General features: G+C 71.9%; 15 protein-coding genes and 2 pseudogenes. 7 read left to right on the plus strand and 10 right to left on the minus strand.

What is annotated here, in order from left to right; translation table 11 throughout:
- Both RH94_RS44750 and RH94_RS27095 read right to left on the minus strand, forming a co-directional pair.
- Positions 1 to 1,191 (minus strand): annotated as a pseudogene (locus RH94_RS44750) (CPBP family glutamic-type intramembrane protease); the annotation flags it as partial.
- A gap of 32 nt (positions 1,192 to 1,223) precedes the next feature.
- Positions 1,224 to 1,940, minus strand: a complete 717-nt coding sequence (locus tag RH94_RS27095; RefSeq protein ID WP_073950803.1) for a copper homeostasis protein CutC — start codon at positions 1,938 to 1,940, stop codon at positions 1,224 to 1,226.
- Positions 1,941 to 2,096: 156 nt separating this feature from the next.
- Between RH94_RS27095 and RH94_RS27100 the strand changes: the two genes are divergently transcribed.
- Together RH94_RS27100 and RH94_RS27105 are read left to right on the plus strand one after the other, a co-directional pair.
- Positions 2,097 to 2,495, plus strand: a complete 399-nt coding sequence (locus tag RH94_RS27100) for a type II toxin-antitoxin system RelE/ParE family toxin (protein WP_073950805.1) — start codon at positions 2,097 to 2,099, stop codon at positions 2,493 to 2,495.
- Complete coding sequence (locus RH94_RS27105; protein WP_073950807.1) at positions 2,492 to 2,797, plus strand: helix-turn-helix domain-containing protein; 306 nt, start codon at positions 2,492 to 2,494, stop codon at positions 2,795 to 2,797. Before RH94_RS27100 ends, RH94_RS27105 begins: the two co-directional genes overlap by 4 nt.
- An 88-nt stretch (positions 2,798 to 2,885) precedes the next feature.
- Here RH94_RS27105 and RH94_RS27110 read toward each other — a convergent pair whose 3' ends face one another.
- The 3 genes from RH94_RS27110 to RH94_RS27120 all read right to left on the minus strand — a co-directional run bounded on the left by RH94_RS27110 (position 2,886) and on the right by RH94_RS27120 (position 4,577).
- Positions 2,886 to 3,566 carry a maleylpyruvate isomerase family mycothiol-dependent enzyme gene (locus RH94_RS27110; protein ID WP_073951221.1) on the minus strand — a complete coding sequence of 227 codons (681 nt, stop codon included), beginning with the start codon at positions 3,564 to 3,566 and terminating at the stop codon, positions 2,886 to 2,888.
- Between the two features lie 202 nt (positions 3,567 to 3,768).
- Complete coding sequence (locus RH94_RS27115; protein WP_073950809.1) at positions 3,769 to 3,972, minus strand: DUF397 domain-containing protein; 204 nt, start codon at positions 3,970 to 3,972, stop codon at positions 3,769 to 3,771.
- Positions 3,969 to 4,577, minus strand: a complete 609-nt coding sequence (locus RH94_RS27120; RefSeq protein WP_234426077.1) for a DUF5753 domain-containing protein — start codon at positions 4,575 to 4,577, stop codon at positions 3,969 to 3,971. Before RH94_RS27120 ends, RH94_RS27115 begins: the two co-directional genes overlap by 4 nt.
- Positions 4,578 to 4,992: 415 nt before the next feature.
- On the opposite strand from RH94_RS27120, the gene RH94_RS46790 reads away from it, so the two are divergent.
- Both RH94_RS46790 and RH94_RS27135 read left to right on the plus strand, forming a co-directional pair.
- Positions 4,993 to 6,069, plus strand: coding sequence for an ATP-binding protein (locus tag RH94_RS46790; protein ID WP_407697368.1), 1,077 nt, complete (start codon positions 4,993 to 4,995; stop codon positions 6,067 to 6,069).
- A 28-nt stretch (positions 6,070 to 6,097) separates the two neighbouring features.
- The gene (locus tag RH94_RS27135) at positions 6,098 to 7,180 is read left to right on the plus strand and encodes a GNAT family N-acetyltransferase (RefSeq protein ID WP_107428831.1); all 1,083 of its coding nucleotides are present in this window, start codon (positions 6,098 to 6,100) and stop codon (positions 7,178 to 7,180) included.
- Here the strand turns inward: RH94_RS27135 and RH94_RS27140 are convergent.
- The 3 genes and pseudogenes from RH94_RS27140 to RH94_RS27150 form a co-directional block, all read right to left on the minus strand.
- Positions 7,147 to 8,415: an RNA-guided endonuclease InsQ/TnpB family protein gene (locus RH94_RS27140; protein WP_073950813.1), complete on the minus strand. Its 1,269-nt coding sequence runs from the start codon at positions 8,413 to 8,415 to the stop codon at positions 7,147 to 7,149. The two genes, RH94_RS27135 and RH94_RS27140, sit on opposite strands and share 34 nt — an antisense overlap.
- Before the next feature lie 172 nt (positions 8,416 to 8,587).
- A pseudogene (locus RH94_RS44765) lies at positions 8,588 to 8,848 on the minus strand (DUF4031 domain-containing protein); the annotation flags it as partial.
- 25 nt (positions 8,849 to 8,873) lie between these two features.
- The gene (locus RH94_RS27150) at positions 8,874 to 9,263 is read right to left on the minus strand and encodes a hypothetical protein (protein WP_073950815.1); all 390 of its coding nucleotides are present in this window, start codon (positions 9,261 to 9,263) and stop codon (positions 8,874 to 8,876) included.
- Positions 9,264 to 9,319: 56 nt separating this feature from the next.
- On the opposite strand from RH94_RS27150, the gene RH94_RS27155 reads away from it, so the two are divergent.
- The 3 genes from RH94_RS27155 to RH94_RS27165 all read left to right on the plus strand — a co-directional run bounded on the left by RH94_RS27155 (position 9,320) and on the right by RH94_RS27165 (position 11,890).
- Positions 9,320 to 10,264 carry a MurR/RpiR family transcriptional regulator gene (locus tag RH94_RS27155; protein ID WP_073950817.1) on the plus strand — a complete coding sequence of 315 codons (945 nt, stop codon included), beginning with the start codon at positions 9,320 to 9,322 and terminating at the stop codon, positions 10,262 to 10,264.
- 72 nt (positions 10,265 to 10,336) lie between these two features.
- Positions 10,337 to 11,272 carry an N-acetylmuramic acid 6-phosphate etherase gene (gene murQ, locus RH94_RS27160; protein ID WP_073950819.1) on the plus strand — a complete coding sequence of 312 codons (936 nt, stop codon included), beginning with the start codon at positions 10,337 to 10,339 and terminating at the stop codon, positions 11,270 to 11,272.
- A 33-nt stretch (positions 11,273 to 11,305) separates the two neighbouring features.
- Positions 11,306 to 11,890, plus strand: a complete 585-nt coding sequence (locus RH94_RS27165; protein WP_073950821.1) for a hypothetical protein — start codon at positions 11,306 to 11,308, stop codon at positions 11,888 to 11,890.
- Positions 11,891 to 11,916: 26 nt separating this feature from the next.
- Here RH94_RS27165 and RH94_RS27170 read toward each other — a convergent pair whose 3' ends face one another.
- Both RH94_RS27170 and RH94_RS44770 read right to left on the minus strand, forming a co-directional pair.
- Positions 11,917 to 13,395, minus strand: coding sequence for an MFS transporter (locus RH94_RS27170; RefSeq protein WP_073950823.1), 1,479 nt, complete (start codon positions 13,393 to 13,395; stop codon positions 11,917 to 11,919).
- Positions 13,396 to 13,593: 198 nt separating this feature from the next.
- Positions 13,594 to 14,356: oxidoreductase (locus RH94_RS44770; RefSeq protein WP_234426078.1), on the minus strand; the 763-nt coding region annotated here is incomplete at its 5' end.

Genomic DNA, 14,356 nt, shown 5'->3' on the forward strand with positions numbered 1-14,356 from the left:
GCCCTGCGGTTGCGGGTACGGACCGTAGGGGTGTGGTTGCGGGTACGACCCATGGGGGCCCTGCGGTTGCGGGTACGGACCGTAGGGGTGTGGTTGCGGGTACGACCCATGGGTGCCCTGCGGTTGCGGGTACGGACCGTACGGACCCTGCGGCTGTGCGTACGGCCCGTACGGACCCCATGGTTGCGGGTACGGACCGTACGGGCCCCACGGTTGCGGGTACGGCAGGTGGGGTGCGGCCGGTGCGGGGGGCGGGGGAGAGACGTTCCGCGGAGCGTGGCGCCGGGCCAGCCACAGCACGATCAGGGTATAGACCAGGATCACCGGCACGTCGACGGCGACCAGTTGCCAGGGGGCGTCGGCCGCCGTCTCGTCGGACGCCAGGCCGTCCACGACCACGGCGGACAGCCCGAAGGCCAGCAGGTTGTTCACCGCGTGCAGGGCGACGGACGCCTCCAGCCCGCCCGTGCGGATGGTCAGCCACCCCGCCACCGCGCCGAAGAACAGGAGGTCGACGAAACCCCAGGGGGTGCCCCAGCCGTGGGCGGCCCCGAAGAGCACCGCCTGCGGCAGCACCACGACCCACGGGGAACGGACGAAGGCCCCTGTCGCCTGCAGCAGCCAGCCCCGGAAGACGTACTCCTCCGCCGCCGACTGCAGCGGTACGAGGACGACCAGCATGGCCAGGGAGACGAGGAACGTCTGCCACCCCACCCATACGTCGTCCGCTCCGGAGTCGCCCAGGTCGTCCGGCAGGAAGAAACCGGCCACCGTCAGCAGCACCATGGGGGGCACGGCGGCCAGGAAGCACCAGGCCATCCACCGCCAACGCGGCCGCCCGGTGACCGACGCCACCGTGCCGACCGGACGCCGGCCCGGCCAGAGCACGGCCAGCAGGACCAACGGCAGGGCGAGGGCTATGACTGCCAGGTCCAGTGCCGTGCCCAGAACCGGGCCGAAGTCGACCTCGCCGTCCGGCAGTTCCGGATAACCGGCGACCATCCCGAACACGTCGGCTAGGACGTAGCAGAAGACTGTGACCAGGACCGTCGCGAAGAGCAGCACCAGGGTGCCGAGCAGCGGCCGCCACCAGCGGTGGTGAGGGGTGTACCGGGCCATGCGGTGGTACGGAAGCCCGGGGAGGTCAGGGGGCGTTGGTGTCTCAGGGGGCGTCGTTGTCATGGACGACATCGTGCCTGGTCGGAATGGACCAGGCGTACGAATTACCCGGCCCCGGCGCCGTCCCCGTCCAGCACCGCGCGCCACCGCGCTACCGCCGCGACGGAGACCGGTCCGTCCCAGCCGCCGGGGCGGGCGGCACCGCCGATGTGGAAGGCGTCGATCCCTGCGCCCCGCAACGCCGGCACATGGTCGAGCCGCAGCCCGCCACCCACCATGATCCGCTGCTCGTACCCGGGCTCGCCGCTCCGGGCGGCCTCGGCGGCCAGGACGGGGAGCCCGTCGTCCACGCCACCCGCGGCACCCGCCGTGAGGTACGTGTCGAGCCCGGGCAGCCCGTCCAGTTGCTTGCGCAGGGTGTCGCGGTCGGCGGCGCGGTCGATCGCCCGGTGGAAGGTCCACGGACACCCGTCCAGCACGGCGACCACCCGCTCGACGGCCCCCAGGTCCACCCCGCCCTCCTCGTCCAGGAACCCGAGCACGAACTCCTCGGCGCCGGCCGCCCGCAGCTCGCCCGCGGCCTCGGCCAGCCGGTCCAGTCCCCGGGCGCCCCCCGCGCCGAACCCGTCCGTGAGCCGCAGCATCACGCGCAGCGGGATGTCGACGGCGGCGCGGATCGCGGCGACGGTCCCGGCCGGCGGGGTGAGCCCGTCGGCCGCCATGTCGGTGACCAGTTCGAGGCGGTCCGCGCCTCCGGCCCGGGCGGCGACCGCGTCCTCGACGTCGAGGGCGATCACCTCCAGGACTGCACGCGTGCTCATAGGGCCCCTTTCCCCGGCTTCCCTGGAGTCAGACAGGTCTAGTCCAATCCAAGCCTACGCCTGCCCGCGGCCGAGCAAACCGGCCCGGCGGGAGCACCGGACAGCGCCACCCTGAGACCACTTGCCCAGAATATTAGGTCGTGCTAATTTTTCGATGTGGCCGAACCCTATGAACTGCGGTTCTTTGAGGATGTGCTGGACTGGATCAAAACACTCGCCAAGGAGGACCCGGACAGCCACCTCCACGTGATAGCCGCTCTGGAACGACTGCAGGAAGTGGGCCCGGCGCTCCGCCGTCCGACGGTCGGTGCGATCGAGAAAAGCCGCTACCGGAACATGCGGGAACTGCGTCCACGTAGCGGTGGGACGGTGAGCATCCGGATGCTGTTCGTCTTCGACCCCGAGCGACGGGCCATCTTCCTGGTGGCAGGGAACAAGGCAACCGGGCGGCAATGGGCAGCCTGGTATCCCAGGGCGATCAAAGAAGCGGACGACAAGTACACGGCCTACCTTGAGGCGCTGGAGCAGGAGAAGAAGGAAGGGCAGGGCAGATGAAACTCGGCACCATGGCCGACCTGGCGGCCGACATCACCCCCGAGAAGCGTGCGCGCATCGATGCCATCAAGGCAGAGCTGATCGATGCCGAGCGAGGACATGAACTTGCCGCTCTCCGCAAGGCCCAGGGATTTACACAGGTTCAGGTCGCCGCGGCGATGGGAGTCACTCAGGGGCGGGTCAGCCAGATCGAGCGGGGCGTCGCCCGCCTGGACACGTCGACCATGGCCGCCTACCTCCACGCGATCGGTGGCGAGCTGACCATAACCGCCACCGTGGGGAACCTCTCGGTACGGCTGTAAAACACCGCGAACCACCGCCCAGGTGCGGCGATGGGCCTGCCCTCAGGCCCTCTCCGCGCCTGGGAGTAGGCCCCTCGGGGCTGTCTCCTCACTCCCCGAAGATGTTCAGCGCTCCCGCCTCCACCCCGGCCAGCTCGTACGATGCCCCATCCACCGGCCGCCCCGCATACAGCCGTACGAGCGTCGCGCCGTCCCCGATGTAGCGCGCCGGGGGCTGCTCCCCCGAGACGTCGCCCAACCGCAGCGGCTCGTCCGCGTCGTCGAGGTCGGCGTGCAGCGGCAGATGACCCTTCTCACGCGTCACGTGCGCCAGCAGAGCGAGCGCGTACGGCAGCCCGGCGCCCGCATACGCGTCCGGCTCCCCGAACGTGACCCGTACGTCCCCGGCGTGCACCCACTCACCCAGCGCGAGGATGTCAAGCACCCCGCCCGCCTTGGCGATCACCGGCCCCACCTCGGTCATCCCGCGCTCCAGCTCGTCCACGACACGCTGGTTGCCCCACCCGGCCCGCTCGGCGATGTCCCGGTCGTTGGACGCGGGCGAGAACACCCCCTTCTCGAACCGGGCCTCCACCACCCGCGTCAACGCGGCCGAGCAGTGCGCCAGCACGTCCCGCACCGTCCAGCCCGGACAGGCCACGACCGGCAACGCGAAGTCCGCTTCGTCCCTACCTCGCAGCAGCGGGACCAGTAGGTCCCGCTCCGTGGTGAGCAGCCGCCCGGGCAGCTCAGGGTCTCGTACCTGGTGCACATCCGCAGGAGTCGTCATGGCGTCCACGCTAGTGCTCGACCCGTCCTGCGTCGGCTGTCGCCGTGCACACGAGGGAAAACACTCGGGCCGCTCCCGAAGGAGCGGCCCCAGGACCTGGTGCAGCCATATGCACCGTGTTTTGTTTGCTACCGCCGACGCTGCCAAGGCCGGCCGATGAGGGTCAAGCCGACCGTCACGCCATGGTGACGACGGTTTTCGGTCAGTGACGGCGGCCGGTGTGGGCGACGAAGGCGGACCAGGCGGCGGGGGCCACCGTGAAGATGCCTCGGGTGGTGTCCTTGGAGTCGCGGACGTGGACGGAGGCGGGGAGGGCCGCGACCTCTATGCACTCGCCGCCCGCGCCACCGCTGTAGCTGGACTTGAACCAGTGGAGCGGCTGTGCCTCGAACTGCTCGGTGTTCATAGGTCTCCTTGCAGCAACTTCTCGATGTGGCGCACGGATTCGACAGGGGACAGCGCCTGTGCCCGCAGGATTCCATACCGCACGGCGAACCCGCGTACGCTTTCCCTCTTGGTGATCACGCGCCCGTTGGCCTGGCTCTCCACATACGCGACCGGCTCCCCGCCCTCCGGGGTCATCATCGTGAACGGGCCGTCCGCCCCCGCGTGATCGACGACCCGGGTCGGCATGACCTGGATCTCGACGTGGGGGTTCTCGGCGACGAGCCGGATGTGCTCCAACTGGCCACGCAGCACGTCCACCCCGCCGAACGGCCGCTCCAGCACCGACTCTTCGATGACGAAACTGAGCGTCGGCGCGGGCTTCCTCTCGTAGATCTTGTGGCGGGCCATCCGCGCCGCCACCATCTGCTCGATCTCGTCCTCGCGCCGCCGGGGCCGCCACACGGTGAACATGGTTCGCGCGTACTCCTCGGTCTGGAGCAGACCGGGTACCGCCAGCACCGCGTACGCGTGGAACTCGACGGCCTCCTCCTCGATCCGCGCCGCGTCACGGAAGAAGGCCGGATACCGCGTGAGCGCCACGGCCCGCTTCATGGCGAGCAGCAACCCGCCGCCTTCCAGCAGGCTGTCGAGATCGCCGATGGTCTCCGGTCGCGGAATCCGCCGCCCCTGCTCGATCGCGGCGATCTGTGCCTCGCTGTATCCGAGGCGCGGAGCGAGAGCGAGCGGCCTGTGTGAGTCCGGCTCTCTCGCGGAGGATCTTGACCTGCTTCCCGAAGGACCGCAGAAGCTCGTCGGCCGGATCCTCGCTCCGCACCGCACCCGACTGTTCCGGAACCTTCATCATGGGCTGCCCCTCTCCCTGCCCGACACGCACCCTCAGCACCCACACAGACACGCTGTGTAAGGGTTTTGTCGCTGGTCACGGTACGCACGCGGCGGCACGCTCACTCACATGACGACCGAAAGCCCCTCATTCGAGGAAGTAGGCCAACTCGTCTCGCGCGAGCTGGAATTCCGCATGCGCTTCACGTCCACTCCGCGAGGCGCTCGCCTGGCCCGGCGGCTCGTGTCCCACCGGTTGGATGCCTGGGGCTTCCCGTACGAGTCCGAGGTCAACGAGACCGTGACCCTGATCGTGGCCGAACTCGGCGCGAACGCGGTGACCCACGGACGAGTTCCGGGCCGGGACTTCCGGCTGGACCTGACACTGGCCGCCACCCGCGAACTCATCAGCATCGAGGTCACCGACACGAACGACGACCGGATGCCCCCGGCCCGGCCCTCGCTCCCCTCGGATCCCGTGGCGGAGACGGGACGCGGCCTGTGCCTGGTGGCCCGGCTCGCGAGCCGACTGTCCGTCGAGCCCGGGAGAGGGGGACGTCCGGGCAAGACGGTACGAGCCGAGCTCGTCCTTTTCAGCCGACCGGACGGCAGCGGCGACAATGACGGCATGGTCGATCTCGACACCCTGCGCGTCCGCTGGACCCGTGCCCTCGAAGGTGCCCGGGGGCCCGGCGGTGGCCCCGACCCGGTGCCGTACGCCGACAACCTGCTCGGGCGCTGGCGGGAGCCGCAGCGGCACTACCACACGCTCACGCACCTGACCGCGGTCCTCGACCGCGTCGACGTGCTGGAGGAGTACGCCGACGACCCGGACGTGGTCCGGCTGGCCGCCTGGTTCCACGACGCCGTGTACCTCCCCGACCGCTCCGAGAACGAGGAGCGGTCCGCCCGCCTGGCCGAGCGTGCCCTCCCGGAGGCCGGAGTGTCGGCGGAGAGGACCGCCGAGGTGGCCCGGCTGGTCCGGCTCACCGTCGGTCACGACCCGGCCGACGACGACCGGAACGGCCAGGTGCTGTGCGACGCCGACCTGGCGATCCTCGCCGCGTCCCCGTCGGCGTACGCCGCCTACACGGCCGGCGTCCGCGAGGAGTACCACTTCATCCCCAGCGGTGCCTTCCGCGAGGGCCGCGCCGCGATCCTGCGCCGGCTCCTCGCCCTGCCCCGCCTGTTCCGCACCCCGTACGGGGCGGAGCACTGGGAGGCAACCGCCCGGTACAACGTCACCTCGGAGCTGGAAATGCTGTCGCTTTGACGACCTCTCCACGCCTACCCTGCGCCGTATGCGTGCATGGGGCGGAGAAGAGGTGGAGCGGGCCGTCGCGGACGGCGTGGCGCTGCTGCGGACGGCGGTGGACCGGGACTGGGACGGGGTGCGGGCCGGGCTGCTGGAGTGGAGCTGCCGGCGTACCGCGGAACACATCGCAAGTGATCTCATCAACTACGCGGGGCGGCTGGCCGGACGTGCGAAGGACGCGGGTGTCCCCTTCGAGGTCACCCTCGACGAGGGCACCGGGAACGCGGACGTCCTGGACGTGATCGAGACGACCGGCGCGCTGCTCGCCGCGGCCGTGCGCACCACCCCGCGCGGGGTCCGGGCCTTCCACCCGTACCCGTTCCGCAGTGCGAACCGTGAGGGCTTCGCCGCGATGGGCGTCGCCGAGGTGCTGCTGCACACGCACGACATCGCCACCGGCCTGGGGCTGGCGTACGAGCCGCTCGCCGAGCTGTGCGAGGACGTGCTGACCCGGCTGTTCCCGCACGTCCGGCCGGGCGCCGCGCCCTGGCCGACGCTGCTGTGGGCCACCGGCCGCGGCGAGCTGCCCGGCCGCGCGGCGGTCACCGAGTGGCAGTGGAGCAATCCGCCGGTCCTCCCCACCGAACGGCTGGTCCTGGAAGGCGTCACCCCCGCCGTCGCCTGCGATCTGAGCAGTGGCGGCGACGGCGGCCTGGAGTGGGTGGACTCGCACCCGGCCGACGGCACCCGTGTGGGCGCCGGGCTCATGGCCAAGCAGCACGAGGACGGGGTGTTCCATCCGCGGTGGGGCATGTACGCGCTGGTGCGGCGCGAGGACGACCGCGCGGTGGGCGCCATGGGGTTCCACGGCGTCCCGGACGAGGCCGGCCGTGTGGAGGTCGGCTACGACCTCGTGGTGGGCGCCCGCGGGAACGGCTACGCCACCGAGGCGCTGCGCGCGCTGTCGGCGTGGGCGCTGGCGCAGGACGGCGTACGGACGGTGGCCGCCCTCATCGCCCGGGAGAACACGCCCTCGCAGAACGTCGTCACCCGGGCCGGGTTCACCCGCGTCACGGAGGACGGCGCCGAGTACGTCTACGAACTGCGTTCGTCAACTACCCGTCGCTGAGGCGACGGGCTTGCACAACGGGCACCACTGGCTGTGGCACTGCGTTTGCGTCCAGCCCCGCCCCGCTGACGCGGTGGTGGGGCAGGGGCCGTTGACTGGGCCCCGCATCGCCACAACTCCCACGCACGCGCGCGGATGTTGCGGGAGCCGTTCCGGTCCGCGTGATCAACGAATCCGCAGGACCGGCACGCGAACCAGGCATGGGAGACCCGGTTCGCCCTGTCGAGGTGCCCGCACTCGGCGCAGGTGCGCGAGGTGTACGCCGGATCGACGTACACCACCGGCACCCCCGCCCGGCGAGCCTTGTACGCGATGAACGCCCCCAGTTGAGCGAAGGCCCAAGAGGAGTGGGTGGCCCGTTGGGGCTTGCGAAGCCGTACCCGCTCGCGGATGCCCGTCAGGTCCTCCAGGGCGATCCCACGACCGGTGCGTTCAGCCTCGGCCACCACATGCTTCGCGATCTTGTGGTTGATGTCCCGCGCCCGCCGCGCCTCCTTGCGCCGCCGCTTCTTCAGCCGGCGCTTGGCGGACGGGGTGTTCTTCTTCTGGAGCTTGGCGCGCAGGCCGCGCTCGCGGGCCCGGATCCGGTTGAGCCCGCGCCCGACCATGATCTCGCCGTCGGACGTGGTGGCGATGTTCACGATGCCCAGGTCGATGCCGAGAAAGTCCACCGGATCCGTGTTCGGCTCGGCCTCGGGGACCTCGCAGGTGGCGTTCAGGAACCACATGCCGTCCCGGCACACCAGGTCGGACTCGCCCTTGCGATACAGGGCCAGGGTGGCCAGCTGCTCCGGCGAGGCGGTGAACGCCACGTCCTTCACCCGGCCCGACACTGTCCAGATGGAGATCCGCCGCCCGGGAATCTGCCAGGACAGCATCCGGTCATCGTACGGCTGCGCGCTGTCGGGCCGGAAGGCGACCGGCTTCCCGGTGGCCTTCCGGTGGCGCCGCGAGCCGGGCCTGCCCAGGTTCCCGGCCCGAAGGTTCGCCTTCAGCGCGGCGTACGCGTCGCACGTCTTCTTGATCACGTGCTGGGCGGCCTGCGCACCCAGGCCCCATCGGGCCTTCGCCTGGTCGTAGGTGAGTTTACGCAGAGCGAAGTTGTTCTTCGCATCCTTTTCGAAGGCGACTTCGCTCACCCATGAGGCGGCCTCGTTGCAGGCGTGCAGAGTTGCCTCAAGTGCCGCCGCCTGCACAGGCGTCGGCAGCAGCTTTACCTGCACCACCAGCTTCACAGCCGCGACGCTACCCGGCCCCTCCGGGCCCGCGCATTCGAACACGGCGAAGTCCCCGATCCAGATGCCGGGCGCTCCGCGCCGGATGCTGCTGCGGCGCTCCGCACCACTCACCCGAGGATGCGATTCCTCCCGGGTGTGAACGCCCGGGGTTCCTCGCAAGAACAGGCTGAACGCGGCGTTTGGGCCGCCGCAGCCCGGCGGCGTACAGCAGCCGCACCACCTCGCGGCTGCTGACCTCGATCGCGCCGGCCGCCACCGCGTCGGCGTAGCGGTGGGCGGGCAGGTCGTAGTGGTCCCGTTCGAAGGCGCGCCGGGGCACGCCCAACTCGGCGGCGAAGAGGTGCAGTTCGTCGTAGGAGACGTCGCTGACCAGGTGGGACCACATGCGGCCGTGGCCCGGCCAGGCGGGCGGGTCGATGTAGAGGGTCACGGTGCGGCCGTCCGGTGGAGCACCGTCACGACGACGGCTCCCCGCCGCCGGTCGCCTCCGCCAGTCCGCCCACCGGGGCGACCTTCACGCCCGCCTCGGAGCACACCCAGTGCGGGTCGGGGCCGAGTTCGGGCTCGACGTCCAGCGCGTGCGGGTCGCCGTAGCCGCACACCGGGCACAGCGGCCAGCGGCCGTACCGCTCCAGGAGGGCGTCCTGGACGTCCTGCGCGACCAGCCCGGCCACGAACTGCGCGCCGTCCGGCCACTGCTCGACCCACCAGCGGCGCTGGGCGACGGAGTCCTCCACGAGCGAGACCACGTCGGCCTTGGCGACCTCGCTCGCGACCAGGTCGGCGAGGACGAGGGCGCGGGCGGCGTGCAGGGCCTGCTCCAGGGGGCTGACGGGGTCTGTCATGTCTCCATTGTGCGTACTCTTGACCGCACCGCCGAACGGAAAATATCTTTCATGGCGTGACCCAGGATGTGAAGGAAATTTTCGCACGCGCGGGCACCCCCGGCGGCACGCCCCCCGCCCCCGCCGCCCTCGCGGCCAAGGTGCGCACGCTCGCGCCCTCGATGACCCGTTCCATGCAGCGCGTCGCCGAGGCCGTCGCGGGCGACCCGGCCGGCTGCGCGGCCCTCACGGTCACCGGCCTCGCCGAACTCACCGGCACCAGCGAGGCGACCGTCGTACGCACCGCCCGCCTGCTGGGCTATCCGGGTTACCGCGACCTGCGTCTGGCGCTCGCCGGCCTCGCCGCGCAGCAGCAGTCGGGCCGCGCGCCCGCCATCACGACCGACATCGCGGTGGACGACCCCATCGCCGACGTCGTCGCCAAACTCGCCTACGACGAGCAGCAGACCCTCGCCGACACCGCCGCCGGCCTCGACACGGTCCAGCTCGGCGCGGCCGTCAACGCCCTGGTCTCCGCCCGCCGCACCGACGTCTACGGCATCGGCGCCTCCGGCCTGGTCGCCCAGGACCTCACCCAGAAGCTGCTGCGCATAGGGCTGATGGCGCACGCCCCCGGCGACCCGCACCTCGCCGTCACCAACGCGGTGCAGCTGCGCGCCGGCGACGTGGCGATCGCGATCACCCACTCGGGCTCGACCGGGGACGTGATCGAGCCGCTGCGGGTGGCCTTCGAGCGCGGCGCGACCACCGTCGCGGTCACCGGCCGGCCGGACGCGCCCGTCACGCAGTACGCCGACCACGTCCTGACCACCTCCACCGCCCGCGAGAGCGAGCTGCGCCCGGCGGCGATGTCCTCCCGGACCAGTCAACTGCTGGTGGTGGACTGCCTGTTCGTCGGGGTGGCGCAGCGGACGTACGAGACGGCGGCGCCGGCGCTGGCGGCGTCGTACGAGGCCCTGGCCCACCGGCACACCCCGCGGGGCGGGGCCCGCCGCGCGTAGCCGGGGACGAACACCCAGGACCAGCCGACGTCAGCCGTACCGCACCGCACCGCACGAAGAGAGCCGCCCCTCATGACCTCCACGCCCCACTACCGTGAGCTGCGCGCCGAGTTGGAGTCGCTGACGACCGAGGCGTTCCGCCCCGAGCTGGCGGAGATCGACCGGCTGCCCACGCCGGAGCTCGCGCGGCTGATGAACGCCGAGGACACCACCGTGCCGGCCGCCGTCGCCGAGCGGCTGCCGCAGATCGCCGCCGCGATCGACGCGGTCGCGCGGCGCATGGCCCGCGGCGGCCGGCTGCTCTACGCCGGCGCGGGCACGGCGGGGCGGCTGGGCGTGCTGGACGCCTCGGAGTGCCCGCCGACCTTCAACACCGAGCCGTCGCGGGTGGTCGGCCTGATCGCGGGCGGCCCCGAGGCCATGGTGACGCCGGTCGAGGGCGCGGAGGACTCCAAGGAGCTGGCGGTCGAGGCCCTCGACGCCCTGGGCCTCACACCGGACGACACGGTGGTCGGCGTCTCCGCCTCCGGCCGCACCCCCTACGCCGTCGGCGCGGTGGAGCACGCCCGCGCGCTGGGCGCCCTGACCGTCGGTCTGGCCTGCAACGCGGACAGCGCGCTGGCGGCCGCCGCCGAGCACGGCATCGAGATCGTCGTCGGCCCCGAACTGATCACCGGCTCCACCCGGCTGAAGGCCGGCACGGCCCAGAAGCTGGTCCTGAACATGATCTCGACGATCACGATGGTCCGCCTGGGCAAGACCTACGGCAACCTGATGGTCGACGTACGCGCCTCCAACGACAAGCTCCGCGCCCGCTCCCGCCGCATCGTCGCCCTCGCCACGGGCGCACCGGACGACGAGGTCGAACGGGCCCTGGCGGCCACGGACGGCGAGGTCAAGAACGCGATCCTGACCCTGCTCGCCGACGTGGACGGCTCCACGGCGGCCCGCCTGCTGGAGCGGTCGGACGGCCACCTGCGCGCCGCCCTGGAGGAAGCGGGGCGCTGAGGGGCCGGCCCGGAGCCCTACGCTGGAGACACCATGAACCACGCCCAGCTCACCGCCCTCGGCCGCGCCCTCCGTCTTCTCGGTGAGCACGGCGAGGCCCTGACCGCCGACACGCCCGACGCCAAGCTGCACGAGGTGAAGGCGGATCTCCGGCGTGCGCTCGATCTGCTGGACGAGACCGTCACGTCGGCCGCGCCCGCCACGCGGTGTCCCGAGCATCCGGGCGGGCCCGTCGACGAGGACGCGCCCGATCTGTGTCTGCTGTGCGAGACCCGGCGGCGGGCCGCCCGGCGGTCCGAGGTCGACGGGGCGTATCCGTCGTACGACCGTCCCGCCGCCGAGCCCGCCGACCGCACCCCTTCCCGTTACGGGGTGCGCGGGGACCGGCCGCAGCCCCAGCAGCGGTGGCTGCCGGAGCTGTGGAACGGGCGGGAGTGGCAGTTGTGCGGGACCCCGCGGCGGGACCGGCGCGAGGCGGAGCTGTTCATCGCCGCCCAGCGCCGGGGGGCGCGCGCCGCGATGGCCTACCGGCTCGTGCACGAGTTCACCGACTACGAGGTGGTACGGATCTGGGGCCACCCCGTGCGGGTCGACATCGAGCCGATGGGCAATCTTTAGGGGCTCGACAGGACCCTGCCGGGGGCCTACCGGGCCTTCGCCTCTGCGGGCGCGGGCTCCCCGGCCGCCACCGGCTCCCCCGGCGCCGTCGTGCGCTGCCGCGGGATGAAGGAGGCGATGAGGAAGCACGTCAGGGCGGCGCCGGCACCGAGGGCCAGGACCGTGCGGAAGCCGTTCTCGGAGGGCAGCGCGTAGGGGCCGAACCGGGTGGTCATGTGGGCCAGCACCACGCCCGCCACCGCGCTCGCGGTCGACGTGCCGATGGAGCGCATCAGGGTGTTGAGGCTGTTCGCGGCGCCCGTCTCGGAGGCGGGGACGGCGCTCATGATGAGCGCGGGCATCGAGCCGTAGGCGAAGCCGATACCGGCGCCGATCACGGAGGACGCCAGGACGAAGTGCCAGACCTGGCTCATGAGGACGATGTTCAGGCCGTAGCCGACGGCCACGATCAGCGCGCCGATCATCAGGGTGGCCTTGGGGCCCCTGGTCCGCGACACCCTCGCGGACACCGGGGCCACAGCCATCATCACCAGGCCGGAGGGGGCCATGACCAGGCCGGAGATGAACAGCGACTTGCCGAGGCCGTAGCCGGTCTGCGCGGGCAGCTGCAGCATCTGCGGGATGACCAGGGACATGGAGAACATCGCGAAGCCGATGGCCACCGAGGCGAGGTTGGTCACCAGCACCTGGCGGCGGGCGGCCGTGCGCAGGTCCACCAGGGGCGCGTCGACGCGCAGTTCGAACAGGCCCCAGGCGAGGAGGATCACGACCGCCGCGGCGAACAGGCCGAGCGTCGTGCCGCCGGCCCAGCCCCAGTCGGCGCCCTTGGAGACGGCCAGGAGCAGGCAGACCAGGCCCACGGCCATCCCCAGCGCGCCCACGGCGTCGAAGCGGCCGCCGGAGCGCACCTTCGACTCCGGCACGAGGAACAGCACCAGCACCGCCGCGACGATGCCCAGGCCGGCCGAGGTCCAGAACAGCGCGTGCCAGTCGAAGTTCTCGGCGATGACCGCGGCGGCCGGCAGGCCCAGGGCGCCGCCGACACCGAGCGAGGCGCCCATCAAGGCGGTGGCCGATCCCAGCCGCTCGGCGGGCAGTTCGTCACGCATGATGCTGATGCCGAGCGGAATCACACCGGAGGCGAGGCCCTGCAGGACGCGGCCGACGATCATCGGGGTGAGGGAGTCGCTCAGCGCGGCCGTGACCGAGCCGGCCACCAGCATGGCCAGGCTCAGCAGGAGCATGCGGCGCTTGCCGTACATGTCGCCGAGGCGGCCCATGACCGGGGTGGCGACGGCCGCCGCGAGCAGGGTGGCGGTGACGGCCCAGGCGGCGTCCGACGCGGGGGCGTGCAGGAGCTCGGGCAGCTTCGGGACGATCGGGATCACCAGGGTCTGCATCAGCGAGACCACGATGCCGCCGAAGGCCAGGACGGCCACTACGGCGTTGGGGCGGGGCGCGGCGGGTTCCCCGGTCGCGGCGGGCCGGGCGAGTGCGTCGGACATGGAGGAAGGATTCTCCGTCGGGAGAGCAGGGGTGTTTGACTCGGGCAACCTTAAAGTGGATTGATTGAGTTAAGCAAACTAAATCCGGTCAAGATGCCGGGGCGGCGCCCACCCCCGACGTGCGCCGCCCCGGCATCGGGCCCCTGGCCCCCCGGCCCTCCCTGGCCCCCCGGGCCCTCGGGCCCTCGGCCCTTCGCCTCAGCTGAGCGTCTGCAGCGACGCCGCGTCGTACGGCCTCAGCTCCTCGAACCGGTCACCGAGGACCTTCGCCGCCCACTCGGGGTCCTGCAGCAGCGCGCGGCCCACGGCCACCAGGTCGAACTCGTCGCGCTCCATGCGGTCCAGCAGGTTGTCCAGGCTGCCGAGCGCCGCGCCCTCCCCCTGGAACGCCTTGATGAAGTCGCCGTTCAGGCCGACCGAGCCGACGGTGATGACCTGCTTGCCCGTCAGCTTCTTCGTCCAGCCCGCCAGGTTGAGGTCCGAGCCCTCGAACTCGGGCAGCCAGTAGCGGCGCGTGGAGGCGTGGAAGACGTCCACGCCGGCCGCCGCGAGCGGGGTCAGGACCGCCTCCAGTTCCTCCGGGGTCTCGGCCAGACGGGCGTCGTAGGCGTCCCCCTTCCACTGCGAGTACCGGAAGACGACGGGGAACTCGGGCGAGACGGCGGCGCGCACCGCCGCCACGATCTCGGCGGCGAACTTCGTCCGGGCCACCGGGTCGCCGCCGTAGGCGTCGGTGCGGCGGTTGGTGCCGGCCCAGAGGAACTGGTCGATCAGATAGCCGTGGGCGCCGTGCAGTTCCACGCCGTCGAAGCCGATGCGCTCCGCTGCGGCGGCCGCCTCGGCGAACGCGCCGATGACGTCGTCCACGTCCGTCTGCGTCATCGCCTTGCCGGTGACCTCGGACTCGCCGACGCGCAGCCCGGAGGGGCCGACCGGCGGCGCGTCCGGGAACGGCGGCCGG

The organism is Streptomyces kebangsaanensis (assembly GCF_001906585.1).
GTDB classification, from domain to species: domain Bacteria; phylum Actinomycetota; class Actinomycetes; order Streptomycetales; family Streptomycetaceae; genus Streptomyces; species Streptomyces kebangsaanensis.